Genomic DNA, 25167 nt, shown 5'->3' on the forward strand with positions numbered 1-25167 from the left:
TGTGAAATTTTAAATTTTTAAGGGTGTATAAATTATCAAATTCATAATGTTAAATTATGAATTTGTCATAAAAAAATGCTGCACAAGTGAACTTGTGCAGCATTTCTATTAAAAAAAGATATTATTGTAATTTAATCTCTTAAAATGCTTCTTGAAATTACTATTTTTTGTATTTCAGATGTGCCTTCATAAATCTGTGTAATTTTAGCATCTCTCATTAAACGCTCTACATGGTAATCTTTAACAAAACCGTTACCACCGTGTATTTGTACGGCTTCTACAGCAACATCCATAGCAACTTTAGATGCGTAGAGTTTTGCCATTGCACCAGATAAATCATAATTTTCATGATTATCTTTATCCATAGCAGCTTTGTAAACTAACATCCTTGCAGCTTCTATAGAAGTGTGCATATCAGCTAATTTAAAAGCAATAGCTTGGTGGTTGGCAATCTCAGTACCAAATGCTTTTCTTTGTTTAGAGTATTTTAATGCTAATTCATATGCGCCTGCAGCAATACCTAATGCTTGTGCAGCAATACCAATTCTTCCACCAGAAAGTGTTTTCATAGCAAATTTAAAACCAAAACCGTCTTCTCCAATTCTGTTTTTCTTAGGTACTTTTACATCATTAAATATTAATGAGTGTGTGTCACTACCTCTAATACCTAATTTATTTTCTTTTGGTCCAATTTCAAACCCTTCAGCTCCTTTTTCTACAATTAAAGCATTAATTCCTTTGTGCCCTTTTTCTATGTCTGTTTGTGCAATTACTAAGTATATGTCTGCAGAACTACCATTGGTAATCCAGTTTTTTGTACCGTTTAATACGTAGTGATCTCCTTTGTCTATTGCTGTAGTTTTTTGTGATGTAGCATCACTACCAGCTTCAGGTTCAGACAAACAAAAAGCACCTATACTTTCTCCTGTTGTTAAACGAGTTAAGTATTTTTGTTTTTGTTCTTCTGTGCCAAAAGTTTCTAAGCCCCAACAAACTAGAGAGTTGTTTACAGAAACAATTACAGAACAAGAAGCATCTACTTTAGACAATTCTTCCATTACTAAAACGTATGAAAGGGTGTCTAGGCCGCTTCCTCCGTATTTAGAGTCTACCATCATTCCTAAAAAGCCTAGCTCGCCCATTTTTTTTACTTCTTCTTCAGGGAATCTTTGGGCGTCATCTCTTTCAATTACTTCTGGTAATAATTCATTTTGAGCAAAATCTCTTGCTGCTTGCTGAATCATTAATTGTTCTTCTGTTAACTTAAAGTCCATCTTATTGCGATAATGTTAATTTATGTGTACAAATATAGCTTTATATTGTGATATATTCAACAGTATATTGTTCTCTTTCTCTATACTTTAGTACGGTTCAACGTAAAATTAATGAAAAATTAATCATTCTATGGTTGTTAAAAGTTTAAAAATGCCGCAATATTTTTATATTTGTTGAATTGAACTTTTAGTAATTGATTTAATATTAAAATTATGAGACAGCAGTAACTCCCGTTTGGGAGGGATATTTTTAACAACAATAGCAATGCAATAATATGTTACATAATTTACAATCAATTTAAAATGAAAGATTTACTACAAAAATACGAGGACAAACAACCTGAAATAGTTTTTAATTGGAAAGATTCTGAAACGGAAGCCGAAGGGTGGACGGTTATAAATTCTTTACGTGGCGGTGCAGCCGGTGGTGGCACAAGAATGCGTAAAGGTTTGGATATGAATGAAGTTTTGTCTTTGGCAAAAACTATGGAGGTGAAGTTTACAGTTTCTGGGCCAGCAATTGGTGGCGCAAAATCAGGAATTAATTTTGATCCTAGTGATCCAAGAAAAAAAGGAGTTCTAAAACGTTGGTACAATGCCGTTGCTCCATTATTAAAAAGTTATTATGGTACTGGCGGAGATTTAAATGTTGATGAAATACACGAAGTAATTCCTATTACTGAAGATGCTGGTGTTTGGCATCCACAAGAAGGGGTTTTTAACGGACATTTTAAACCTACAGAAGCAGATAAAATTAACCGTATTGGCCAATTGCGCTTGGGTGTTATAAAAGTGATAGAGAGTAATACGTATTCTCCTTCTGTAGAGCGTAAGTACACAGTAGCAGATATGATTACTGGTTTTGGCGTAGCAGAAGCAGCAAAACATTATTATGATATTTATGGTGGTACCATAAAAGGTAAAAGAGCAATAGTACAAGGTTTTGGTAACGTGGGTGCTGCTGCAGCATATTACCTTAGTCAAATGGGAGCTAAAATTGTAGGTATTATAGACCGTGATGGTGGTATAATTAACAAAGACGGTTTTTCTTTTGAAGAAGTAAAAGAGCTTTACCTTAACAAAAACGGAAATACTCTTGTAGCGGATAATATGATTCCGTTTGAAGAAATTAATAAACAAATTTGGGGTTTAGAAGCTGAAATATTTGCACCTTGTGCCGCATCTAGACTAATAACCAAAGAACAAATAACACAGTTAATAGATACAGGTCTAGAAGTTATTACATGTGGAGCTAATGTGCCATTTGCAGATAAAGAAATTTTCTTTGGTCCTATAATGGAGTATACAGATGAGCGTGTAAGTTTAATTCCAGATTTTATATCTAACTGTGGTATGGCTAGAGTATTTGCTTACTTTATGGAAAGAAGAGTAGAAATGAATGATGAGTTGGTTTTTCTAGATACATCTGAAACTATAAAGAAAGCAATGCAAAATGTATATAAAAATAACGCTTCAAAAAAACAGTTAAGTAAGACTGCTTTTGAGATAGCTTTAAAACAATTAATATAAACTAAACTAAGAAGAAGAAGAATGGAGACCATTATAATAATTATTTTTTTTGTTGGTTATTTAGCAATAACCTTAGAGCACAATCTTAAAATAGATAAGCTAATACCTGCACTTGCCATGATGGCATTACTTTGGGCGGTAATAGCATTAGCTCATATGCCAGTTTTTGAAGTTGATGCGGCTTTGCGAGAATTAGCACCAAGCCACGTAGATGAAATTTTACTACATCACTTAGGAAAAACTGCAGAAATATTGGTCTTTTTATTAGGGGCAATGACTATTGTAGAAATTATAGATTACTTTAATGGTTTTGCCACAATTAAAGGGTTTATAAAAACAAAAAGCAAACGTAAACTATTATGGTTGTTCTCCATTCTTGCTTTTATCTTATCAGCAATTATAGATAACTTAACAGCTACTATTGTATTAATAACAATTTTACAAAAAGTAATTAGAAACAGAGAAACTCGTTTGTGGTTTGCTGGTATGATTATTATTGCAGCTAATGCTGGTGGAGCTTGGTCTCCTATTGGAGATGTTACAACCACAATGCTATGGATAGCAGATAAAGTTTCTGCTGCACAATTAGTAGAGCACGTATTTGTACCATCTATTGTTTGTATGGTAGTACCAACACTTATTGCAAGTAGATTTAAAGCCTTTAAAGGTAATATTGAAGATATTGAAGAAACCGATAGCGATAAAAAATCTAAATTTGGATCTACAATGCTATATTTAGGTTTAGGAGCTATTGTTTTTGTTCCTTTCTTTAAAACTATTACGCACTTACCACCATATGTAGGTATGATGTTGTCTTTAGCTGTTGTTGCAACTTTTGCAGAAATTTACAGTAACTCTAAATTTAGTATATCTAATGTAGATGGTGAAAGTGAAGCTGCTGCTCACCATAGTCCAGTTCATCATTCTTTGTCTAAGATAGAGTTACCAAGTATTTTATTTTTCTTGGGTATATTGTTAGCTGTAGCTGCTTTAGAATCGTTAGGTATGTTATTCCACTTTGCAGAAAATCTAAATGCGGCAATTCCAAATTCAGATATTGTAGTAATGTTATTAGGGGCAGGTTCTGCGGTTATAGATAACGTTCCGTTGGTAGCAGCTAGTATTGGTATGTTTCCTCAAACTATGGATGATCCTTTATGGCACTTTATTGCATATTCTGCCGGTACGGGTGGTAGTATGTTAATTATTGGCTCTGCTGCAGGTGTAGTTGCAATGGGTATGGAAAAAATAGATTTCTTCTGGTATTTTAAGAAAATCACTTGGTTGGCTTTAGTAGGCTTTTTAGCAGGTGCAGCTTCTTTTATTTTAATCAGAGATTTTATATTAAACGTATAATTTTATTTGTAAAATAGCGTTATAAGAGCAACTTAAATACTGGAAAATATATGTTATTGTTTCAAGATGCTGCTAATGAGGTAGTAATGGGAGAAAGTGTATCCGAAGAAAAAACACTATCAGTAATAGATTTAATTGTAAATGGTGGTGCGGGTAGCATTATTATTATAGCAATTTTAGGAATTCTTTTGTTTGTTGCTCTATATATTTATTTTGAAAGAATCTTTGCAATAAAGGCTGCTTCTAAAATTGATAAAAATTTTATGAATCAGATTAAAGACCACGTAACAAATGGTAAGCTAGACGCTGCTCGTATGTTGTGTGCACAAACAGATTCTCCGGTGGCAAGATTAACTGAAAAAGGGATATCTAGAATAGGAAAACCTTTAGATGATATTAATACTGCTATTGAAAATGCGGGTACTTTAGAAGTATATAAATTAGAAAAAAATGTTAGTGTTTTAGCTACTGTTGCTGGTGCTGCACCTATGATTGGTTTCTTAGGAACTGTAATTGGTATGATTTTGGCATTCCATGAAATGGCATCTGCAGGAGGGCAAGCAGAAATGGGTTCTTTAGCATCTGGTATTTATACAGCAATGACAACTACAGTAGCTGGTTTAGTTGTGGGTATTATTGCATACATTGGCTACAACCACCTTGTAAACAGAACGGGTAAAGTTGTACACGCTATGGAAGCTAACGCTGTAGACTTTTTAGACTTATTAAACGAACCACTTTAAATTCCTTTAGATGAAATTAAAAGGAAGAAATAAAGTAAGTCCGGACTTTAGTATGTCGTCTATGACAGACATTGTGTTTTTATTGTTGGTATTTTTTATGCTAACGTCAAATGCACCAAATGCACTAGATCTGTTGCTTCCTAAGGCAAAAGGGAAGTCAACCAACACACAAAATGTATCTGTAAGTATTAATAAAAACTTAGAGTATTTTGTGAATAATGAAAAAATAAACGGGAAATACATAGAAATTGAATTAAAGAAAGCACTAGAAGGTCAAGAAAAACCTACAATTATTTTAAGGGCAGAAGAAACAGTGCCTGTAAAAGAAGCAGTAAACGTAATGGATATTGCTAATAAAAATAATTACAAGGTTATTTTAGCTGTGCGAGCAAAATAATGTCGTTCTTAGATACCAAACACAAGAAAAAATCTTTTACGCTTACAACCTTGTTGTTAAGCGTTTTCTTGTTGTTGCTTTTTTATGTTGGTTTAACTTATATGGATCCGCCAGAAGAAAAGGGTATTGCGGTTAATTTTGGTCAGATGGATTTTGGTAAAGGTAACGTACAACCAAAAGAGAAAATAAAATCTGAACCAGTAAAGACTACAAAAGAGGTTGTAGAAGAACAACAAGAAGAAGTTAAGCCTGTAGCAGAACCACAAGTACAACAAGAGTCTGCACAAGAAAAGGCAGCAGAAAAATTGGTTACTCAAGATAATGAAGAATCAATTTTAATAAAACAACAGCAAGAAGCTAAACGTAAAGCAGATGCCGCAGCAAAAAAAGCTAAGGCAGAGGCAGAGCGTAAGGAGCAGCAGCGTATTGCTGCAGAAAAAGCAGAAGCAGAGCGTAAGCGTAAAGCAGAGCAGGCAAAAAGGGATAAGGTAGATAACCTTTTTGGTGGCTTAGCTAAGTCTGACGGTAAAGCCACAGGAGGAGAAGGAGATGATAATAAAGCTGGTGACAAGGGAAATCCACAAGGAGACCCTTATGCAACTAGTTATTATGGTTCTCCAGGTTCTGGTAGTGGTGGGGCTGGTTACGGATTATCTGGAAGAAAACTACTAGCAAAAGGTAAAGTAAAGCAAGAGTGTAATGAAGAGGGTAGAGTTGTTGTTAAAATTATTGTAGACCGTAACGGTAAAGTGCTATCTGCAACACCAGGCGTAAAAGGTACAACTAACAACCATCCTTGTTTATTAAAGCCAGCAGAGGCAACTGCACGTTTACATAAGTGGAACTTAGATGCTAATGCTCCAAGCAGACAAATAGGTTTTGTTGTTGTAAACTTTAAATTAGGAGAGTAATTATCTAAAATTACTTTAATTTTACTCCTTATTTACTCAATTTAATATACTTTAATGACATATAGCCAAACGTTAGATTGGATGTTTGCTCAACTTCCAATATACCAAAACAAAGGAAAATCTGCGTTTAATGTAAAGCTAGACAATATAAAGCTATTTTCTAAAGCTTTAGGATCTCCAGAACAACAGTTTAAAAGTATACACGTAGCTGGTACTAACGGTAAAGGTTCTAGTAGCCATATGTTAGCATCTATTTTACAAGAAGCTGGTTACAATGTAGGTTTATATACTTCTCCGCATTTAAAAGATTTTAGGGAGCGCATAAGAATTAATGGAATTAAAATTCCAGAGGATGATGTTATAAACTTTGTAGAAAGTAATATGCCTTTTTTTAATGATCATAAACTTTCATTTTTTGAAATGACTGTGGCAATGGCGTTTAATTACTTTGCTAAAGAAAAAGTAGACATAGCCATTATAGAAGTTGGTTTAGGTGGAAGACTTGATTCTACTAATATTATTACGCCCGAGGTTTCATTAATAACAAATATAGGACTAGATCATACAGATTTATTAGGAGATACATTAGAAAAAATTGCAGCAGAAAAAGCAGGTATTATAAAAAATAATGTGCCGGTTGTAGTAAGTGAAAATCAAAAAGAAACAGTAGCTGTGTTTAAGGAAATTGCAGAGTCTAAAAACGCGCATTTAATTTATGCAGATGCTATTTTAGTAAAAACATACAAAACATCTTTATTGGGTAATTATCAGCAAAAAAATATAAAAGGTGTTTTAGCTACACTTAAACAATTAAAAGAATTTACAATTACGAATAGTGCAATTGAAAAAGGGCTGTTAAATGTGGTAGAAAATACTGGATTAATGGGTAGGTGGCAACTATTACAGGAGCAACCTAGGGTAATTTGCGACACAGCACACAATAAAGAAGGCTTAAGTTTAACTTTAGATCAATTAAAACAGCAAAAATATAAGTCGCTTTTTATTGTCTTAGGAGTTGTTAAGGATAAGAATTTGGATGCTATTTTACCTCTTTTTCCAAAAAATGCAAATTATTTTTTCTGTTGTCCAAAAATAGAAAGAGGATTAAATGCAGAGGAATTACAAGCTAAAGCAAGTAGCTTTTTATTACGGGGTGATGCTTATTCATCTGTAAAAGAAGCACTTGAAAAAGCAAAATCTTTAGCAAAAAAAGAAGATTTAATTTACGTTGGAGGCAGCACTTTTGTTGTTGCAGAAATAGTTTAATTTTTTTTCATTTTTTATTTGCGAGAAACGAAAAACAGTTATATATTTGCACTCGCAATACGGAAAACAAATTTCTAAATTGTGAATGAGGGCTCTTAGCTCAGTTGGTTCAGAGCACCTGCCTTACAAGCAGGGGGTCACTGGTTCGAATCCAGTAGGGCCCACAGTAATTAAAGCTTCCGATTTTATCGGGAGCTTTTTTATTTTATATCGTTTTGTAAGTAAACTTCTTGTTATACAATCTTATACTGAAACTACAATATATCTTAATAAATTTAGGTATAATTAAGCTTATTGGTAGCTGTGTTTATTATTGTTCTATAATTTAAATAATAAATTATCATTTCTATAATATTAGTGTTAAACGTCAGAAATTACTACAATTGGTGTGTTCTTCATTTTCCTTTTTTCTACCTTTACATTATATTAACTTAAAACTATATATTTTGAAACAAAGAGTAATATTATTAGTCGGTATTTTAATTAGTACTATGTCTTATGCTCAATTTGAAATTTCGGCAGGTACAGGTTATGCAATTGGAAGCGCTGAGATGAAATTAGGAACAGAAACAACAACAACAAGTGTAGAAAATACTTATGGTAGTTACGGAGAGGGTGTTAACTTTCAGCTAAGAGGAACTTATTTTTTTAATGAAAAAGTTGGTTTAGATGTGGGTGTTGGTTATTTAAATGGAGCAGACCATACTATAAATAAGACCACAGTACCAGGAGTAGATGTAGATGCAATTGCAAGAGGTAGAGCTTATGGTGCAACTGTAGCTGTAGCTTACAAATTTACAGATAATTTTTATGGTCGTGCAGGTGCATTATTAAAAATAGCAGGTAAAACAGAAGCTGTAGTTTTTAGTAGTACATTAATGTCTGAGGCAGAGAGAGAGCCATATAGCCTTCCTGAGGGTTCTTACTCAGAAACGAATTACACAGAAGATTTTCACGGTAAGTTTCCTTTAGGTTTTGTTGGTGCTTTAGGATATAAATTCCCTATAGATAACAACTTTAGTATATACGTAGAGGCAGAATACTACGGTATTAGCCTAAAACGTAAAGATTCTGAATTGCAAGAGTTTAATACAAACCTATTTACTCCTGATGGTAATATGGTTGCAGAAAGTGTTTTTACTTTAGATAACTTACCTCCAGGTTACAGTAAAAAAACTACTTATGTAGATGAGTTAAGAAATGACAATACAGATCCATCTAAAAAATTATCACAAAAAGTACCATATTCTTCTTTTGGAGTTAACGTAGGTATAACATATAAGTTTAAAAAGGCTGCTAAACAGTAAGCTTAAATTAAAACTTTAAAAAAGCTCTAAAGATGTGTTTTGCATTTTTGGAGCTTTTTTATTGCTAATGATTAGCTAGGTAAAACCAGTAATGGAATTTTTGTATGGTAATCTGCATTTTCTACAACGGGTTCTTGTATTAATTCTTCTAAATAACTACGGTTATTATAAACTAATGCCAAAGTATCTATTGCGTGGTCTTTTATAAATCTGCTTATAATTTCAGATTTATTTGCGTAATATGGTAATAAATGTAGTTTTAAAGGGGCACTAGCTAAACAATTTTGTACTATTTTTAAATTAGATTGCTGAAAATCATCTAACAATACATTTGTTTTTAAATGAAGAATATGTACTGTGCAACTATACAATTTTGTTATAAACAAAAGTGCTTGCAATGCTTCGGGACTTAAGCTGCGTTTAAGGTCTGTTGCCAAAACCAATTGTTTTGGAACACAAAAATTATAGTTATTTGGTATTGCTAAAACAGGACAGTCTTTAATTGCATTAATTATGTGCATAGTATTTGCACCAATAAATACACGTTTAAAATTTGTTATTCCTTTAGTGCCAGATATTACAAAATTTATATGCTCGTTTTTAATAATATCTACAACTTCATGGGTTAGTAAATCAAAAGAAGATATGGTTTTAAAACTATGTAAAGGGTTAGCGTGTTTTTGCCTAATATATTCTATTGTCTTTTTTAACCCATTTTTAGAGCTTGTTTCTGTATTCTTTTCTACAACCAGAGTTTTAGAGCTTTCTGCCATAAACCTGCTATGTGTTATAGCGGGTACGTAAGTATTTAATAAGTAAAAATTACACTTTTCTTTTTTAAAAAGCTCAAGAGCATACGTAATTGCATTGTTTGCATTTTCAGAAAAATCTGTGGGTAAGAGTATATTTTTCATCAGACTGTGTTAAAATATCTGATGTAAAAATAAAAGTAGTTACAACCGTAAACTATGATATTTGTCAGTTTTAAAAACTTATAATCCGCTTACAACGTTTTGTAATTTTGCTATATCTTTAATTCTAACTTGTTTTCCAGAGGTTTCAATCATACCTTTCTTTTTAAATTCAGATATAATTCTAATAGTAGACTCTGTTGCAGTACCCACAACATTACTCATATCTTCTCTGCTTAAGCTTAGTTTTAAAAAACCATTATCATCTTCGCCAAATTCGTTTTTTAAATAAATAAAGGCTTCTGCTATACGTTGTTTAACGGTTTTTTGAGACATATTTACAATAACATCATCTGCCTCTCTTAAATCGTTTGCCATATGACGCAATACCTCAACAGCAAAATTAGGGTTGGTGTTTAAAGTATGTAAAATACTTTCTTTAGGAATAAAACAAAGATCTACATCTTTAATAGCTACAGCGCTTAAGTTAGCAGATTCTTCTGCAATTACAGAACGTTGCCCTAAAATTTCTCCTTTTGTTGCAAGCTTAATTATTTGGTCTTTTCCGTTAGAACTAAGTTTAGATAGTTTAGACACGCCATTTCTAACACAAAAAACACCATCTAAGCGTTCTCCTTCTTCAAAAATTGCATCTCCCTTTTTAAAAGTTTTAGAAACCTTAGTATCAGATACTTTTTTTAACTCGTCTTTGCTCATTGCTCGTAACGAATTAAACTGACGAATAATACAATTTTCACACCTACTCATAACATTGTTTTTGCTTGCATTACAAATTTACGGTTAATGTTAAAATCAAAACCTGACATTTGTCATATTTTAAAATAGCACTTTAACAGACCTTTGTTTTGGTCTAAAATGTTAAAGATGATAAAAGAAAAATGTTTTCATTGTGGAGATGATTGTGACACAATACCTATTAAATTTAAAGGTAAGCATTTTTGTTGCAATGGCTGTAAAACAGTTTTTGAAATTTTTGAGTCTAACGACTTAACTTATTACTATGACTTACAATCTGCTGCTGGTGCCACACCAAATGAAGTAGCGGATAAATATAACTTTTTAGACTCTCCTAAAATTTTAGATAAACTAATAGAGTTTAATGAAGAAAATCACCAAATAGTAAATTTATATATACCACATATACATTGTAGTTCTTGTATTTGGGTTTTAGAGAACTTAAATAAATTAGCAAAAGCAGTAAGATCATCTCAAGTAGATTTTCCTAAAAAAATGGTTCGTATAGCTTATAATCCAGAAGAATTAAGTTTAAAGCAGTTGGTAATTTTATTGGCTAAAATTGGTTATGAGCCATATATTTCTTTAGAGGATTATAGCAAAGGTAAAAAAAGCGTAGACCGCAGTCTTATTTATAAATTAGGAGTAGCTGGTTTTGCCTTTGGAAATGTTATGTTTTTGTCTTTTCCAGAGTATTTTGAAGTACAAGAGTTTTGGTTAGACCAGTATAAAAATGTGTTTAGGTGGTTAATGTTTGCTTTTTCATTGCCTGTAGTTTTTTATTCTGCACAAGATTATTTAATATCTGCTTACAAAAGTATTTCCTCTAAAATTTTAAATATAGATGTGCCAATTGCATTAGGTGTTTTAGTGCTTTTTGTACGTAGTACATTAGAAATTATTTTTGATTGGGGAACTGGTTTTTTTGATAGTTTAACAGGGTTGATATTTTTTCTGCTTTTAGGTAAATTTTTTCAGCAAAAAACATATTCCTTTTTATCTTTTGAGAGAGATTACAAGTCTTATTTTCCTATTGCTGTGACTAGAATTTTGCCTGGAGGAGAAGAAGAAACAGTACAAGTGTATGATATTAAGCAAGGAGATAAACTTTTAATAAGAAATGAAGAGTTAATACCTGTAGATGGTATTGTGTTAAAAGGTAATGCGCGTATAGATTATAGCTTTGTTACAGGTGAATCTGAAGTTGTTGAAAAGGCAAGTGGCGATAAAATTTTAGCAGGTGGTAAGCAGTTGCAAGGAGCAATAGAAATGGAAGCTTTAAAATCGGTATCACAAAGTTATTTAACGCAACTCTGGGGGAATTCTGTTTTTACAGTAGATAAAACAAGCAAGTTCCAAACCATTACAGATAAAATAAGTGAGCGTTTTACAATTGCAGTTTTAAGTATTGCTTTTATAGCTACATTTATTTGGATGTTTATAGACAGTAGTAAGGCTATAAATGTTTTTACTGCGGTTTTAATCATTGCTTGCCCTTGTGCCATAGCATTGGCAGCACCATTTACATTGGGTAATATGTTACGCATTTTTGGGCGTAAAAAATTCTATTTAAAAAACACACAAACTATAGAGCAGTTAGCACAGTTAACTACAGCTATTTTTGATAAAACAGGTACCTTAACAACAGCTCAAAAGAGTACAGCTAGCTATGAGGGTATGGCGTTAAGTGCAGAAGAAGAATCGTTATTAAAAAATACATTAAGAGCCTCTAACCACCCATTAAGTAGAACACTTTACAATTTATTAGCAGCACAAGATATTTTAACTTTGGATGAGTATCAAGAACATTTAGGAAAAGGGATAATAGGAGTTTTAGAAGATAATAATATAAAAGTAGGATCTGCAAATTTTGCAGGAAACGGTACTGTAAGTGGTCAAGAAAATACAGCGGTGTATATTAGTAGTAATGATGCTTATAAAGGCAAGTTTGTTTTTAGTAACCAATACAGAAAAGGTGTATCTAAATTGTTTAGTGAAATGCAGAACTCTTTGGATTTAGGTGTTTTATCTGGTGATAATGAAGGAGAAAAAGAACGTTTACAAGCTTTATTGCCTAAATTAACTCCGCTTTACTTTAATCAGAAACCAGAAGATAAATTAAACTTTATAAAAAGTTTACAAGACCAAGGTAAAAAAGTACTTATGGTTGGTGATGGTTTAAATGATGCCGGTGCTTTGGCACAAAGTAATGTTGGTATTGCTATATCAGAAAATGTAAATGTGTTTTCTCCCGCTTGCGATGGTATTTTAGATGCATCAAAATTTAAAGAGTTAAATAATTATATTAAAGCATCTAAAAGTGCAATGCAGATTATAAAACTAAGTTTTGGTTTTTCATTGTTATACAATTTAATTGGTTTGTATTTTGCTACTACAGGACAATTAATGCCTGTTATTGCAGCTATATTAATGCCTTTAAGCTCTATAAGTATTGTTTTGTTTACTACTATTGCAACCAATTTAGTAGGTAAAAAATTAGAATAAAAAAAGAGCAGTTTTACAATTTGTAAAACTGCTCTTTTTATGCGTAAAACATTAAAGTTTAATTGCCGTTATAACTAAAAAAATGTGGTTTAAAAGTAATCATAGCCCAAGCCCAATTGTTGGTCATAGAGGCGTCTCCTCCTTTAATAATTTCCATAGAATCAGAAGCAAACATTTGTGAGTATCCGGCATTAAAAAGTATACTTTTAGATGCTTTGTAACCAAATGTAAGGTCTATTTCAGTTCCTAAATAGCTATCTTGCTCTATACCGTTACCATTTACTATAGTAGCAGCAGAACTAAAAAAGTGAGGTGCCAAGTTTACAGAAAACTTATTTTTACTGTAATTAATTTTAGCGTTAATATCTACTAAACCAACAGAGTTGCTGTGGTTGCCAACATAAAAATAATCCATAATACCATTATACCTGTGGTTGGTGCCAAACCAAGGCGTAAAAGAATTTAAATCGCCAGTTGTTTCGTTCATATCTGTACCAGACATATACTCGGCTCCAAGCCCTACTAAAAACTCAGAGTTTAAGCTGTAGTTTATGGTTGCACTAGCATTTAAAGCAGATAAATCTGAATTTTCAATTTTACCAGTTTGTAAATAAATTGATGCATTTGCACTCCATCTAGTATCATTTAAGGCACTTGTTAAACCAATGGTTTGGTTGTACGCTATTTTTTGCTCATTATTATCATCAAAAGCAAAACCAGTATTTAAAAATAAAAAACTTAAGCCTATTTTGTTAAACTTGGTGTTGTACCATAAATATTGAAAGTTTTTATAGTTATTTAAGGTGTAATCTTCCTCAAAAATAGATTGTGACGTTTCATTTAGCGCAAAACCAATATCTATTCTGTTAGTTGCATTTGGTTTAAATTTTATTTTAAGAGCGTCGTGGCTTCTACCTTGTTGGTTCCAGTCTGCACGTCCAAAAATACGTTCTGTATCATAAGCAATATGTTGCCTTCCTAGTTTAAAACTCCATTTTCCTAAAAAAGCTTCAGCCCAAGCTTGTTGTAGTGTTATGCCATTAGCATCTGTAGTAGACAATGTAGCGGCATCTCCCCAAACCCTAACGTTCTGTGCAGCAACAAAAGCGTTAAATTCGGTTCCTTTGTAACCAAAATTTAATCTAGTTCTTTGTGATACAAAAGAAGCAGGATCAACAGCATCAGAATTTAAGGTGCTGTAACCGTTTCTAAACTCAAAACGAGGTTTTATTTCTGCATCTAAATTAAACTGTTGTGCATTTACTTGCTGTATAATAATTAGGAATGTAGTAAAAAATACATTTTTCAATAACTTCATTGTAGTTCTCTATTTGTAATGTTTATTCAAATATACTAGCTTTTATTTCATAGGCTAATCACTATAGTAATCTTATTAAGAATAAACTAAACTATCTTTTTCTCAAATTTCTTTAAAGTATGATATATATCATATTATAAGAAGTGCATAGCCGGTAATTTTGTCTTATAAATTCAGGTAGGTATGAGTGTAATTTATGTGTTGCTGTCTATAAGTATTATAGTGGCGCTGTTTTTCTTTTTAGCATTTATAATATCGGTAAAGAGTGGTCAGTATGATGATTCTTATACACCATCTATACGTATGCTTTTTGAAGACGAACTTGTACAAAAGAGCTCTAAGACTCAAGAAAGTAAAAAAATCGAACAAACTAAGATGAATTAAATTATGGAAGTACAACAGTTTTATTACGATAACAAAATCGTAAAGAAATTTCTCTATGCTACAATATTTTGGGGTATTGTAGGGATGTCAGTAGGTCTGTTATTAGCCTTTATGTTTCTTTTCCCAAATTTAACCGATGGTATTTCATGGTTAAGTTTTGGTAGGTTAAGACCATTACATACCAATGCGGTAATTTTTGCCTTTGTAGGTAATGCTATTTTTGCAGGTGTATATTACTCTACACAACGTTTGCTAAAAGCACGTATGTTTAGTGATGGCCTAAGTAATTTTAACTTTTGGGGTTGGCAAGCTATTATTGTTGCTGCAGCTATTACACTACCACTTGGTTACAGTACTTCTAAAGAATATGCAGAGTTAGAGTGGCCTATAGATATTGCAATTGCTGTTGTTTGGGTAGCTTTTGGTTGGAACCTTATTGGTACAATGTTACGCAGAAGACAAAGACATTTATATGTAGCAATTTGGTTTTACCTAGCAACATTTGTAACTGTAGCTGTACTACATATTTTTAATAGTTTGGAGTTGCCTGTTAGTGCCTTAAAAAGTTACTCTGTTTATGCAGGTGTACAAGATGCATTGGTACAGTGGTGGTACGGGCATAATGCCGTTGCATTTTTCTTAACAACGCCGTTTTTAGGGTTAATGTATTACTTTGTGCCTAAGGCAGCTAACAGACCTGTATATTCTTACAGGTTATCTATAGTACACTTTTGGTCCTTAATATTTATTTATATCTGGGCAGGACCTCACCATTTATTGTATTCTGCATTGCCAGATTGGGCACAAAACTTAGGAGTGGCATTCTCTATAATGTTACTAGCACCATCTTGGGGTGGAATGATAAATGGACTTTTAACCTTGCGTGGTGCTTGGGATAAAGTACGTACAGACCCAATGCTTAAATTTATGGTAGTAGCTATCACAGGTTATGGTATGGCAACTTTTGAAGGTCCTATGCTATCATTAAAAAATGTAAATGCAATTGCGCATTTTAGTGACTGGATTATTGCACACGTACACGTTGGGGCATTGGCCTGGAACGGCTTTTTAACTTTTGGTATGATTTACTGGTTGGTACCTAAAATGTTTAAAACAAAATTACATTCTACAGGTTTAGCTAATGCACACTTTTGGATAGGTACTTTGGGTATTATTCTTTATGCATTGCCAATGTATGTGGCTGGTTTTACACAAGCTTTAATGTGGGAAGATTTTAATCCAGATGGGACATTAGTTTATGGTAACTTTTTAGAAACAGTAAAAGAAATTATACCAATGTACTGGATGCGTGCAATAGGTGGTAGTATGTACATATTAGGTGCGTTTATTATGCTGTATAATGTGTTTAAAACAGTGCGTTCTGGACAAAAAGTAGAAGATGAGTTGGCAGAAGCTGCACCGCTTACCAGAGTATCTAAAAAAAGAACAAAAGGAGAAACATACCACTCTTGGTTAGAGCGTAAGCCTGTACAGTTAACAATATTGGCTACTGTGGCTATTTTAATTGGTGGCATTGTGCAAATAATACCAACAATATTGGTAAAATCTAATATACCAACTATAACTAGTGTAAAACCCTATACACCTTTAGAGTTAGAGGGTAGAGATTTGTACATAAGAGAAGGTTGTGTTGGTTGCCATTCGCAAATGATTCGCCCTTTTAGAGGGGAGGTAGAGCGCTACGGTGAGTATGCCAAAGCAGGAGAGTTTGTGTATGATCATCCTTTTTTATGGGGAAGTAAGCGTACAGGTCCAGATTTATTAAGAGTTGGTGGTAAATACTCAGACAATTGGCACTTAAACCATATGTATGATCCACAAAGTACCTCATCTGGCTCTATAATGCCAGCTTACCAATGGCTTGTTCGTAATGAGCACGATAGAAGTAATATTAAAGCTAAAATGGAAGCAATGATAGCTCTTGGTGTACCATATACAGAAGAAGATATTGCTAACGCAGAAAAATCTATGGAGGTACAGGCTACTAAAATAGAAAAGAACTTATATACAGATCCAGATTTTGCAAAGAGCTACGAGGCAGATAAAAAGTTTGCTAAAGATAACGGACAGCCTTTTGTAGAAATGAGAGACAGAGAAATAGTATCTCTAATAGCTTACTTGCAGCGTTTAGGTACAGATATTAAAATAAAAAACACAGAAGAAACAACAGCTAAGAAATAAAGTTATGCTAAAATTTATAAAAGGACATATGGAGAGTATGGAGGGTATAGCAACATATCCTATGATATCGCTACTTATATTTTTTGTGTTCTTCACCATACTTTTTTGGTGGGTGTTTACAGCAACAAAAGAGCATATTAAAGAGGTAAGTAATATACCTCTAGAAGATGATGATATAACCAACCTAACAAAAGAATAGTACTATGAAAAATATGACACCTTGGTGGATAAGGATACCTCTAGTTTTCTTTATCGTTTTTGGATTAATGGAATACTTTATAGATTCTGGTGACCAGCCAGCGTTTATTGCTTACCCAATTGTTTTAGGTTTTTTAGTACTAGTGTTATTAATCTTAATAGCATCAGAAGTAATAGTTAGGTCTATAGAAAATGTAATGTTCCAGACCTTACCAGAAGAAGCAAAACAGAAGTATTTAGAAGAAGATACTAAAAAGTTTGAGTGGAAATGGGGGAAAAGAGTTTATGCTAAACTATTAGGTTCTAAGCCTATGGAAGAAGAGCATGAAATAATTTTAGATCATAATTATGATGGTATACAAGAGTTAGATAACAATTTGCCGCCTTGGTGGGTGTACCTTTTTTATGCAGGTATAATATTTGGTGTGGTGTATTTAGCAAGATTTCATGTGTTTAATGATTATGACCAGGCTTTGGAGTATGAGCAAGATGTTGCTGCAGCCAAAATAGAAATAGAAGAGTACAAAAAAACAGCTAAGGGTTTGGTAGATGTTAATACAGTTGAGGTGCTAACTGAAACTGCAGATATAAAAGCTGGTGAAAAAATATATCAAACAAGTTGTGTTGCTTGTCATATAGCAGATGGTGGAGGCGGTATAGGACCTAACCTTACGGATGAATATTGGATTTTAGGTGGTGGTATTAAAAACGTTTTTAATACCATATCTGAAGGTGGTAGAGACGGTAAAGGTATGGTTGCCTGGAAACAAATATTAAAACCTTTAGAACGTGCACAGGTAGCAAGTTATGTTTTAACATTACAAGGTACAACCCCTGCTAGTCCTAAAGAACCGCAAGGAGAAATTTGGAAACCAGAACCAACAGAAGAATAACAACGGAGTATTACTAGTAAAAACAACACAATGGCTGCAGATGAAAAGTTTAGAGATTCTATTGGTACAATAGATACTGACGGCAAAAGAGCTTGGGTTTTTCCTAAAAAACCTAGTGGCAAATTTTACAATTATCGCAAAATTGTTAGCTACACTTTGCTGTTGTTTTTACTAGTATCTCCTTTTATAAAAATAAAGGGCAACCAATTTATATTATTTAATGTCATAGATCGTCGTTTTAACATATTTGGTTTTCCTTTTTGGCCACAAGATTTTCATTTGGTAGTAATATCAATGATTATAGGTGTTGTTTTTATTGCTCTTTTTACCGTTGCTTTTGGGCGTATTTTTTGTGGCTGGATGTGTCCGCAAACCATTTTTTTAGAAATGGTTTTTCGCAGAATAGAATATTGGATAGAGGGTGACCGTGGTGCACAAATGCGTTTAGATAAGCAAAAATGGAATGCAGATAAAATAAGAAAAAGAGTTACCAAATGGATTATCTTTTTTATCATCTCATTTATAATTGCTAACGTTTTTTTGGCGTATTTAATTAGTAGTGATACGCTAATTAAATACATAACAGACGGACCATTGTTGCATACCAGTACAATAATTTCATTGTTGATTTTTACTGCGGTTTTCTATTTTGTTTTTGCTTGGTTTAGAGAGCAAGTATGTATAATAGCTTGTCCTTACGGTCGTATGCAAGGTGTACTTTTAGATAATAAATCTATTGTAGTAGCGTATGACCATAAAAGAGGCGAAGGACAAAATGGAAGAAAAAAGTTTAGAAAAAATGAAGATCGCACAGCACTTGGTCACGGAGATTGTATAGACTGTGCGCAATGTGTAAACGTTTGTCCTACAGGTATAGACATAAGAAATGGTACGCAACTAGAATGTGTTAATTGTACTGCTTGTATAGATGAGTGTAATACCATAATGGAAAAAGTAAACTTGCCAAAAGGTTTAATTAGGTATGCCAGTGAAGATAATATAGAGAAGAAAGCCAAGTTTAAATTTACACCAAGACTAAAAGGTTACTCGGCTGTTTTAATAATTTTAATTGGATTGCTTATTGGTATGCTGTTTTTAAGAAACGATTTAGAAGCAAATATTTTACGACTTCCAGGTCAGTTATACGAGCATAAAGAAGGTAATATAATTAGTAATGTATATACGTTTAAACTGGTGAATAAAACAACAGAAGATGTTACAGATGTTAGTTTTAAACTGCTATCCCACAAAGGAACAATTAAACTGGTTACACATAAAAACTTTAACGTGCCAGCACAAGAGCTGGCAGAAGGCACATTATTTATAGAAATTAATAATGCAGCTTTAAATGGTGATAAAGACAAGCTTAAAATAGGAGTGTATAGCAATAATAAATTGGTAGAAACAACTACAGCACGCTTTTTGGCACCAAGAAGCTACAAATAAAAAAATAAGTTATGAAAATAAATTGGGGAACAGGAATAGTACTGGCATTTGTAGGCTTCATTAGCTTTATATTATACTTTGTTGTTAGAATGAATTCTGAGAACAGAGCAAAACATGATTTGGTTACAGAAGAGTATTATAAGGCAGAGTTAGGGTATCAAAAAGAAATTAATGACGTTACCAATGCTTATAAATTAACTAATAAACTAGCTGTAGATAAAACTAAAGATGGCTTATTAATAGTTTTTCCAAAGGATCAAGATTTTAATAAAATAACAGGTAAGGTGTCCCTATATAGGCCATCTAATAAACAATTGGATTTTAGCTTACCCATAAGTTTATCCAAAACACATTTGCTCATACCTGACAAACGTTTATTAGATGGTCGTTGGGACATTAAAATTGCTTGGCAATACAACAAAGAAGAGTATTTACACAAACAAAGTATAACGTATTAAGTATGCTATTTTCTGCTTTTATATTAGGGTTAATGGGGAGTTTGCACTGCGTTGGTATGTGCGGACCAATAGCCTTTATGTTACCGGTAGATAGGCATAGCAAGTTTAAAAAAACAATTCAGATATTTATTTATCATTTTGGTAGGTTGCTTGCTTATGGAGTAATAGGTCTTGTTTTTGGGTTGTTAGGCAAAGGCTTGTATGTTTTTGGCTTACAGCAGAAATTATCAATTGCAATTGGAGTTTTAATGATTATTATTGTTTTAATTCCATCTAAAAAATTACAAAAATACAATGTGTCTAAACCTATTTATAGGCTTATTTCTAAAGTAAAATCTAGACTGGGAAAAGAGCTTAAAAAAAGAACTCCAGATACGTTTTTAACCATTGGTTTTTTAAACGGATTTTTACCTTGCGGCTTGGTATATATGGCATTGTTTGGTGCTATTGCTATGGGTAATGCAGTGCAAGGCTCTTTGTATATGATAATCTTTGGCGCTGGTACTATACCACTTATGACAATTGCTGTTTATTTTGGTGGAATGCTAAAAGGTGTTGCGCGTAAAAAGGTACAGCAATTAATTCCTGTTTTTGTAATTGTAATTGGAGTCTTGTTTATTCTTAGGGGCTTGGGCCTTGGTATTCCTTATGTTTCTCCAAAACCTGTGGTAGAAATGGTTTCTACCAATATGGAATGTCACTAATCACTAAATTTTTAATGTTATGAATATTGTTTCTGCAGCGCAAGCAGCACAATCTATAAAATCTGGTAATAGAGTATTTTTACAGGGTGCAGCAATGACACCTAATGTGTTAATAGATGCTATGTGTGCCAGGTATAACGAGTTACAAAACGTAGAAATTGTATCTATACATACAGAGGGGCAAGCAAAATACGCACAAGAGCCTTACAGTAAAAGTTTTAAAATGAATAGTTGCTTTGTTGGCAGCAATGTCAGGCAATTAATAAACACCACACAGGGAGATTATATTCCAATTTTTTTAAGCGAAATTAACCTGTTGTTCAGAAACGGTATTCTTCCGTTAGATGTTGCTGTGGTGCAAGTGTCTCCACCAGATAAACACGGGTATTGTTCTTTAGGTGTTTCTGTAGACATAACATTACCAGCCATACAAACAGCAAAAAAAGTTATAGCACAAATAAACTCTTGCGTGCCCAGAACTCACGGTGACGGAATTATACACATTAATGATATAGACTGTGCTGTTGAGGTCAATACTCCAATACATACACATAGTATTACACCAATATCTAAGATAGAGCAAGAGATAGGTAAACATGTTGCAGGTTTAATAGATGATGGTGCAACTTTGCAAATGGGTATTGGTAACATACCAAACGCTGTATTAAGCAATTTGGGTAACCATAAGCGTTTAGGAATACATACAGAAATGTTTTCTGATGGTGTGTTACCTTTAATAGAAAGCGGAGTAGTTACAGGTGAGGACAAAGCTGTAAAACACGGAAAAATTGTAACTTGTTTTGCTGTAGGTTCTCAAAAATTATACGACTTTGTAGATGATAACCCATTGGTGCATTTTAAAGAAGCTGCTTATACTAATGATACTTCTATTATACGCAGAAATCCAAAAGTTACCGCAATTAATAGTGCCATAGAAATAGATCTTACGGGCCAAATTTGTGCAGATACCATAGGTAGTAGGCAATATTCTGGCGTAGGCGGACAAATGGATTTTATACGCGGAGCCTCTTTATCTAAAGGTGGTAAACCTATTTTTGCAATGCCATCTGTAACCGCAAAAGGTATTTCTAAAATAACACCGTTTTTAAAACAAGGAGCGGGCGTTACTACAACACGTGCTCACGTACATTATGTAGCCACAGAATACGGTGTAGTTAATTTATATGGCAAAAATTTGCAAGAAAGAGCAAAGGCATTAATATCTATTTCTCACCCTAATTTTAGAGAGGAGTTAAGTAAAGAAGCTTATAATCGTTTTAAAAGCTAATTATAAATGTTATATACATTGTTTTAAGAGGGATATAACAGTAATAAATTTTTATTTTAAGTAATTTTGATGCATTGTCTACAATGTATTCATTATAAAATACACCATTGTAGCAGCTATAAATTGCTCATTAGTGTATTTTTTTATGTCAATTTATTAAAAAAATAGTACCCTCAATACATTATGCAGGAAACAATTTATATAAAAAATATGGTTTGTAACCGTTGTATAGCTTCGGTTTTAGATATTTTTAATGCTGAAGATTATGTGGTGGAATCTGTAGAATTAGGAAAAGTTATTGCTACAAAAGGTGCTAAAAGTAGTTTTAAAAACTTAAGTAAAGTGCTTGATAAAACAGGTTTTGAAGTAATAGCTAACAAGACAGATACTTTAATTGAACAATTAAAAGTGGCTATAATTAATAAGATTGAAAGTGGAGAAACAGCTCATATTTTTCAGGCTTTAGCAAAAGAATTTGTCAAAACAGAAACAGCTCTTAGTAAGCTTTTTAGCAAGTCTGAAGGTGTAACGTTAGAGAAATACACCATCAACTTAAAAATAGAAAAAGTAAAAGAGCACATACAGTTAGGACAACTTAATTTTTCTGAAATAGCTTATAGTTTAAATTATAAAACAAGTAGCCATTTAGCCCGTCAGTTTAAAACTGTTACAGGAATGTCTATGAGTGATTATAAAAATTTGGAGAATTGGGATAGAAAAACATTAGACAAAATTGTGTAAATAAGAATCGGAATTGTGAAAGTGCTACAAACAATGTCTGCTTAGTTTTGTAGTGTAAAATATACAAAATGAAACATACCTATCATATACACGGAATGACCTGTAATGGCTGCCGCGGACACGTAGAAAAAACACTGGCTAATGTAGAAGGTGTTACCAATGCTAGTGTTAATTTAGATAAAGCAGAAGCTACAATAGAATCCGAATCTCATATACCTATAAATACTTTTAAAGAAGCTTTAAAAAAAGATGGCGACAGGTATAGTATACATAATGTAGGTGAGCACGTGCATACTCCAAAAAAAGAAGCACAGCCAAAAGGGCAAGGCACAGGTGTCTTTTATTGTCCTATGCATTGTGAGGATGATAAAACTTATGACCAGGCTGGCGACTGTCCTGTCTGCGGAATGGATTTGGTTGAGGAACAGAACTTAAATCCTGTTACTCAACAACAATATACGTGTCCAATGCATCCAGAGGTTGTAAAAGATGAGCCCGGAGATTGTCCTATTTGTGGTATGGACTTAGTGTCAATGAAGCCAAGTCTTTCTGCAGAAGAAAAAACATACAATAAGCTTATTGCTAAATTTTGGGTAGCGTTAGGGTTTACTTTACCTATTTTTTTAATAGCAATGAGCGAGATGCTACCTAATAACCCATTGTATACTATTTTAAATCAAAAATATTGGAATTGGGTACAATTGGCACTTTCCTTTCCTGTTGTTTTTTATGCAACTTGGCTATTTTTTGAGCGTGCTTACAGAAGTGTAAAAACGTGGAAATTAAATATGTTTACACTAGTTGGTATTGGGGCAGGTGTAGCTTGGTTATTTAGTGTTTTTGGTTTGTTGGTCCCAGATTTTTTTCCGGCAGAATTTAAAACAGATAGCGGTGCAGTACACGTATATTTTGAAGCTGCAACGGTAATATTAACATTAGTTTTAATGGGGCAAGTGTTAGAGGCACGTGCGCACAGCAAAACAAATGCAGCGGTAAAAGAACTACTTAAACTTGCACCTAACAAAGCAGTTAAAATTGTAAATGGTGTAGAAGAAGAAGTTTCTATTAATAGGGTTGTAAAAGGAGATATTTTAAAAGTTAAACCAGGAGAAAAAATTCCGGTAGATGGTTTTATTACTGAAGGAAAAACAACGGTAGATGAGTCTATGATTTCTGGAGAGCCCATTGCAGTGAGTAAAACTGTAAAAGATGAGGTTAGTAGTGGTACAATTAATGGCAATCAATCTTTTTTAATGCAAGCAGAAAAAGTTGGTGCAGATACATTACTTTCTCAGATAGTGAAAATGGTGAATGATGCTAGTCGTAGTAGAGCTCCAATTCAGAAATTAGCAGACAAAGTCTCTAGCTATTTTGTTCCAACAGTAGTTGTAATATCAATATTTACATTTATTGCTTGGGCAATTTGGGGTCCAGAGCCAGCTTACGTTTTTGCCTTAGTAAATGCTATTGCGGTTTTAATTATTGCGTGCCCTTGTGCTTTAGGTTTAGCAACACCAATGTCTGTTATGGTTGGTGTTGGTAAAGGAGCTCAAAATGGTGTTTTAATAAAAAATGCTGAAGCTTTGGAGTTAATGAATAAAGTAGATGTATTAATTGTAGATAAAACAGGTACCATTACAGAAGGAAAACCTACGGTAGAAAAAGTGGGTAGTTTTTCTACTAATTTCAATAGAGAACAAATTACACAATATATAGCTTCTTTAAATAGTTCTAGTGAGCACCCTTTAGCAGAAGCTACTGTAAATTATGGTAAAAACAATAATGTTGATTTTTTAAAAACAAAAAACTTTAATGCTATTACAGGTAAAGGTGTAGAAGGTGTTATTTCTGATACTAAAATAAGTTTGGGTAATGCTAAAATGATGGAGTTTACCAATGCTGCTATTTCTTCAGCAATGGAAGAAGAGGTGAAAGTTTTTCAGAAACAAGGAAAAACAGTTTCTTATGTAGCAATAAATAAAGAGGTCATAGGTTATGTTGTTATTGCTGATAAAATTAAAGAAACAAGTGCTAAAGCAATAAAGGAACTACAAAGTAGAGGAGTAGACGTAATTATGCTTACTGGTGATACTTGTGATACTGCTAAGGCGGTAGCAGACTCACTTAGCTTAAGTAGTTTTAAAGCCGGTATGTTGCCAAAAGATAAGTTAAAAGAAGTTGAAAAATTACAACAACAAGGTAAAATAGTAGCTATGGCTGGTGATGGAATTAATGATGCTCCTGCGCTTGCCAAAAGTGATGTTGGCATTGCAATGGGTACTGGTACAGATGTGGCTATAGAGAGTGCAATGATTACGCTTGTAAAAGGAGATTTACACGGTATAGTTAAGGCACATAACTTAAGTAGTGGAGTACTTAAAAACATTAAACAAAATTTATTTTTTGCGCTACTTTATAATACTATAGGTGTACCAATAGCAGCAGGTGTTTTGTATCCTATCTTTGGTTTATTGCTTTCCCCTATGATAGCAGCTTTGGCTATGAGTTTTAGTTCTGTGTCTGTAATTGCAAATGCATTACGATTAAAAAACATAAAAATATAAATAGGTAGATGCATT

At 33.1% G+C, this 25167-nt stretch carries 22 protein-coding genes and 1 tRNA gene; 19 read left to right on the forward strand and 4 right to left on the reverse strand.

Annotation, left to right across the window (positions count from 1 at the left end):
- Window positions 1-131: 131 nt before the first annotated feature.
- A complete protein-coding gene (locus PBN93_RS10120) occupies window positions 132-1274 on the reverse strand; it encodes an acyl-CoA dehydrogenase (RefSeq protein ID WP_271080568.1) in 1143 nt (380 codons plus the stop codon).
- A 303-nt stretch (window positions 1275-1577) separates the two neighbouring features.
- Here PBN93_RS10120 and PBN93_RS10125 point away from each other — a divergent pair, with 303 nt between their 5' ends.
- The 8 genes from PBN93_RS10125 (at window position 1578) to PBN93_RS10160 (ending at window position 8784) form a co-directional block, all read left to right on the forward strand.
- Window positions 1578-2804 carry a Glu/Leu/Phe/Val dehydrogenase dimerization domain-containing protein gene (locus PBN93_RS10125; RefSeq protein ID WP_077407057.1) on the forward strand — a complete coding sequence of 409 codons (1227 nt, stop codon included), beginning with the start codon at window positions 1578-1580 and terminating at the stop codon, window positions 2802-2804.
- 21 nt (window positions 2805-2825) lie between these two features.
- Window positions 2826-4160 (forward strand): sodium:proton antiporter NhaD, encoded by a 1335-nt coding sequence (nhaD, locus tag PBN93_RS10130; RefSeq protein ID WP_077407054.1) that lies wholly within the window; start codon window positions 2826-2828, stop codon window positions 4158-4160.
- Window positions 4161-4210: 50 nt separating this feature from the next.
- A complete protein-coding gene (locus PBN93_RS10135) occupies window positions 4211-4903 on the forward strand; it encodes a MotA/TolQ/ExbB proton channel family protein (RefSeq protein ID WP_077407051.1) in 693 nt (230 codons plus the stop codon).
- 10 nt (window positions 4904-4913) lie between these two features.
- Window positions 4914-5300: an ExbD/TolR family protein gene (locus tag PBN93_RS10140; RefSeq protein ID WP_034642970.1), complete on the forward strand. Its 387-nt coding sequence runs from the start codon at window positions 4914-4916 to the stop codon at window positions 5298-5300.
- Complete coding sequence (locus PBN93_RS10145; protein WP_077407048.1) at window positions 5300-6211, forward strand: energy transducer TonB; 912 nt, start codon at window positions 5300-5302, stop codon at window positions 6209-6211. The genes PBN93_RS10140 and PBN93_RS10145 overlap by 1 nt, the downstream gene beginning before the upstream one ends.
- A 54-nt stretch (window positions 6212-6265) precedes the next feature.
- Complete coding sequence (locus PBN93_RS10150; RefSeq protein ID WP_271080569.1) at window positions 6266-7477, forward strand: bifunctional folylpolyglutamate synthase/dihydrofolate synthase; 1212 nt, start codon at window positions 6266-6268, stop codon at window positions 7475-7477.
- 89 nt (window positions 7478-7566) lie between these two features.
- Window positions 7567-7641 (forward strand) — tRNA-Val (locus PBN93_RS10155).
- A 282-nt stretch (window positions 7642-7923) separates the two neighbouring features.
- Entirely contained in the window at window positions 7924-8784 is an 861-nt protein-coding gene (locus tag PBN93_RS10160) for an outer membrane beta-barrel protein (RefSeq protein WP_077407042.1), read from the forward strand.
- Between the two features lie 71 nt (window positions 8785-8855).
- On the opposite strand, the gene PBN93_RS10165 is transcribed toward PBN93_RS10160, so the two are convergent.
- Complete coding sequence (locus tag PBN93_RS10165; protein WP_077407039.1) at window positions 8856-9698, reverse strand: universal stress protein; 843 nt, start codon at window positions 9696-9698, stop codon at window positions 8856-8858.
- Between the two features lie 78 nt (window positions 9699-9776).
- On the reverse strand, window positions 9777-10463 hold the full coding sequence (locus tag PBN93_RS10170; RefSeq protein WP_271080570.1) for a Crp/Fnr family transcriptional regulator: 687 nt from the start codon (window positions 10461-10463) through the stop codon (window positions 9777-9779).
- A 117-nt stretch (window positions 10464-10580) separates the two neighbouring features.
- Here PBN93_RS10170 and PBN93_RS10175 point away from each other — a divergent pair, with 117 nt between their 5' ends.
- A complete protein-coding gene (locus PBN93_RS10175; protein WP_271080571.1) occupies window positions 10581-12956 on the forward strand; it encodes a heavy metal translocating P-type ATPase in 2376 nt (791 codons plus the stop codon).
- Between the two features lie 58 nt (window positions 12957-13014).
- Here PBN93_RS10175 and PBN93_RS10180 read toward each other — a convergent pair whose 3' ends face one another.
- A complete protein-coding gene (locus PBN93_RS10180; RefSeq protein ID WP_077407031.1) occupies window positions 13015-14274 on the reverse strand; it encodes an alginate export family protein in 1260 nt (419 codons plus the stop codon).
- A 183-nt stretch (window positions 14275-14457) separates the two neighbouring features.
- On the opposite strand from PBN93_RS10180, the gene ccoS reads away from it, so the two are divergent.
- From ccoS to PBN93_RS10230, 10 genes are all read left to right on the forward strand, one after another.
- Complete coding sequence (ccoS, locus tag PBN93_RS10185) at window positions 14458-14658, forward strand: cbb3-type cytochrome oxidase assembly protein CcoS (RefSeq protein ID WP_034642949.1); 201 nt, start codon at window positions 14458-14460, stop codon at window positions 14656-14658.
- A gap of 3 nt (window positions 14659-14661) precedes the next feature.
- A complete protein-coding gene (gene ccoN, locus PBN93_RS10190; protein ID WP_271080572.1) occupies window positions 14662-16860 on the forward strand; it encodes a cytochrome-c oxidase, cbb3-type subunit I in 2199 nt (732 codons plus the stop codon).
- A gap of 4 nt (window positions 16861-16864) precedes the next feature.
- Window positions 16865-17059 carry a CcoQ/FixQ family Cbb3-type cytochrome c oxidase assembly chaperone gene (locus PBN93_RS10195; protein WP_271080573.1) on the forward strand — a complete coding sequence of 65 codons (195 nt, stop codon included), beginning with the start codon at window positions 16865-16867 and terminating at the stop codon, window positions 17057-17059.
- A gap of 4 nt (window positions 17060-17063) precedes the next feature.
- The gene (locus tag PBN93_RS10200) at window positions 17064-17951 is read left to right on the forward strand and encodes a cbb3-type cytochrome c oxidase N-terminal domain-containing protein (protein ID WP_077407020.1); all 888 of its coding nucleotides are present in this window, start codon (window positions 17064-17066) and stop codon (window positions 17949-17951) included.
- Window positions 17952-17981: 30 nt separating this feature from the next.
- On the forward strand, window positions 17982-19397 hold the full coding sequence (gene ccoG, locus PBN93_RS10205; protein WP_271080574.1) for a cytochrome c oxidase accessory protein CcoG: 1416 nt from the start codon (window positions 17982-17984) through the stop codon (window positions 19395-19397).
- Window positions 19398-19408: 11 nt separating this feature from the next.
- On the forward strand, window positions 19409-19855 hold the full coding sequence (locus PBN93_RS10210) for a FixH family protein (RefSeq protein ID WP_077407014.1): 447 nt from the start codon (window positions 19409-19411) through the stop codon (window positions 19853-19855).
- A 2-nt stretch (window positions 19856-19857) separates the two neighbouring features.
- The gene (locus PBN93_RS10215) at window positions 19858-20559 is read left to right on the forward strand and encodes a sulfite exporter TauE/SafE family protein (RefSeq protein ID WP_271080575.1); all 702 of its coding nucleotides are present in this window, start codon (window positions 19858-19860) and stop codon (window positions 20557-20559) included.
- A 19-nt stretch (window positions 20560-20578) separates the two neighbouring features.
- A complete protein-coding gene (locus PBN93_RS10220; RefSeq protein WP_271080576.1) occupies window positions 20579-21847 on the forward strand; it encodes an acetyl-CoA hydrolase/transferase family protein in 1269 nt (422 codons plus the stop codon).
- A gap of 183 nt (window positions 21848-22030) precedes the next feature.
- The gene (locus tag PBN93_RS10225) at window positions 22031-22588 is read left to right on the forward strand and encodes a helix-turn-helix domain-containing protein (RefSeq protein WP_271080577.1); all 558 of its coding nucleotides are present in this window, start codon (window positions 22031-22033) and stop codon (window positions 22586-22588) included.
- A 68-nt stretch (window positions 22589-22656) separates the two neighbouring features.
- Window positions 22657-25152 (forward strand): heavy metal translocating P-type ATPase, encoded by a 2496-nt coding sequence (locus PBN93_RS10230; RefSeq protein WP_271080578.1) that lies wholly within the window; start codon window positions 22657-22659, stop codon window positions 25150-25152.
- Window positions 25153-25167: the final 15 nt, after the last annotated feature.

It is taken from the genome of Cellulophaga omnivescoria, from assembly GCF_027915275.1.
Lineage (GTDB): Bacteria > Bacteroidota > Bacteroidia > Flavobacteriales > Flavobacteriaceae > Cellulophaga > Cellulophaga omnivescoria.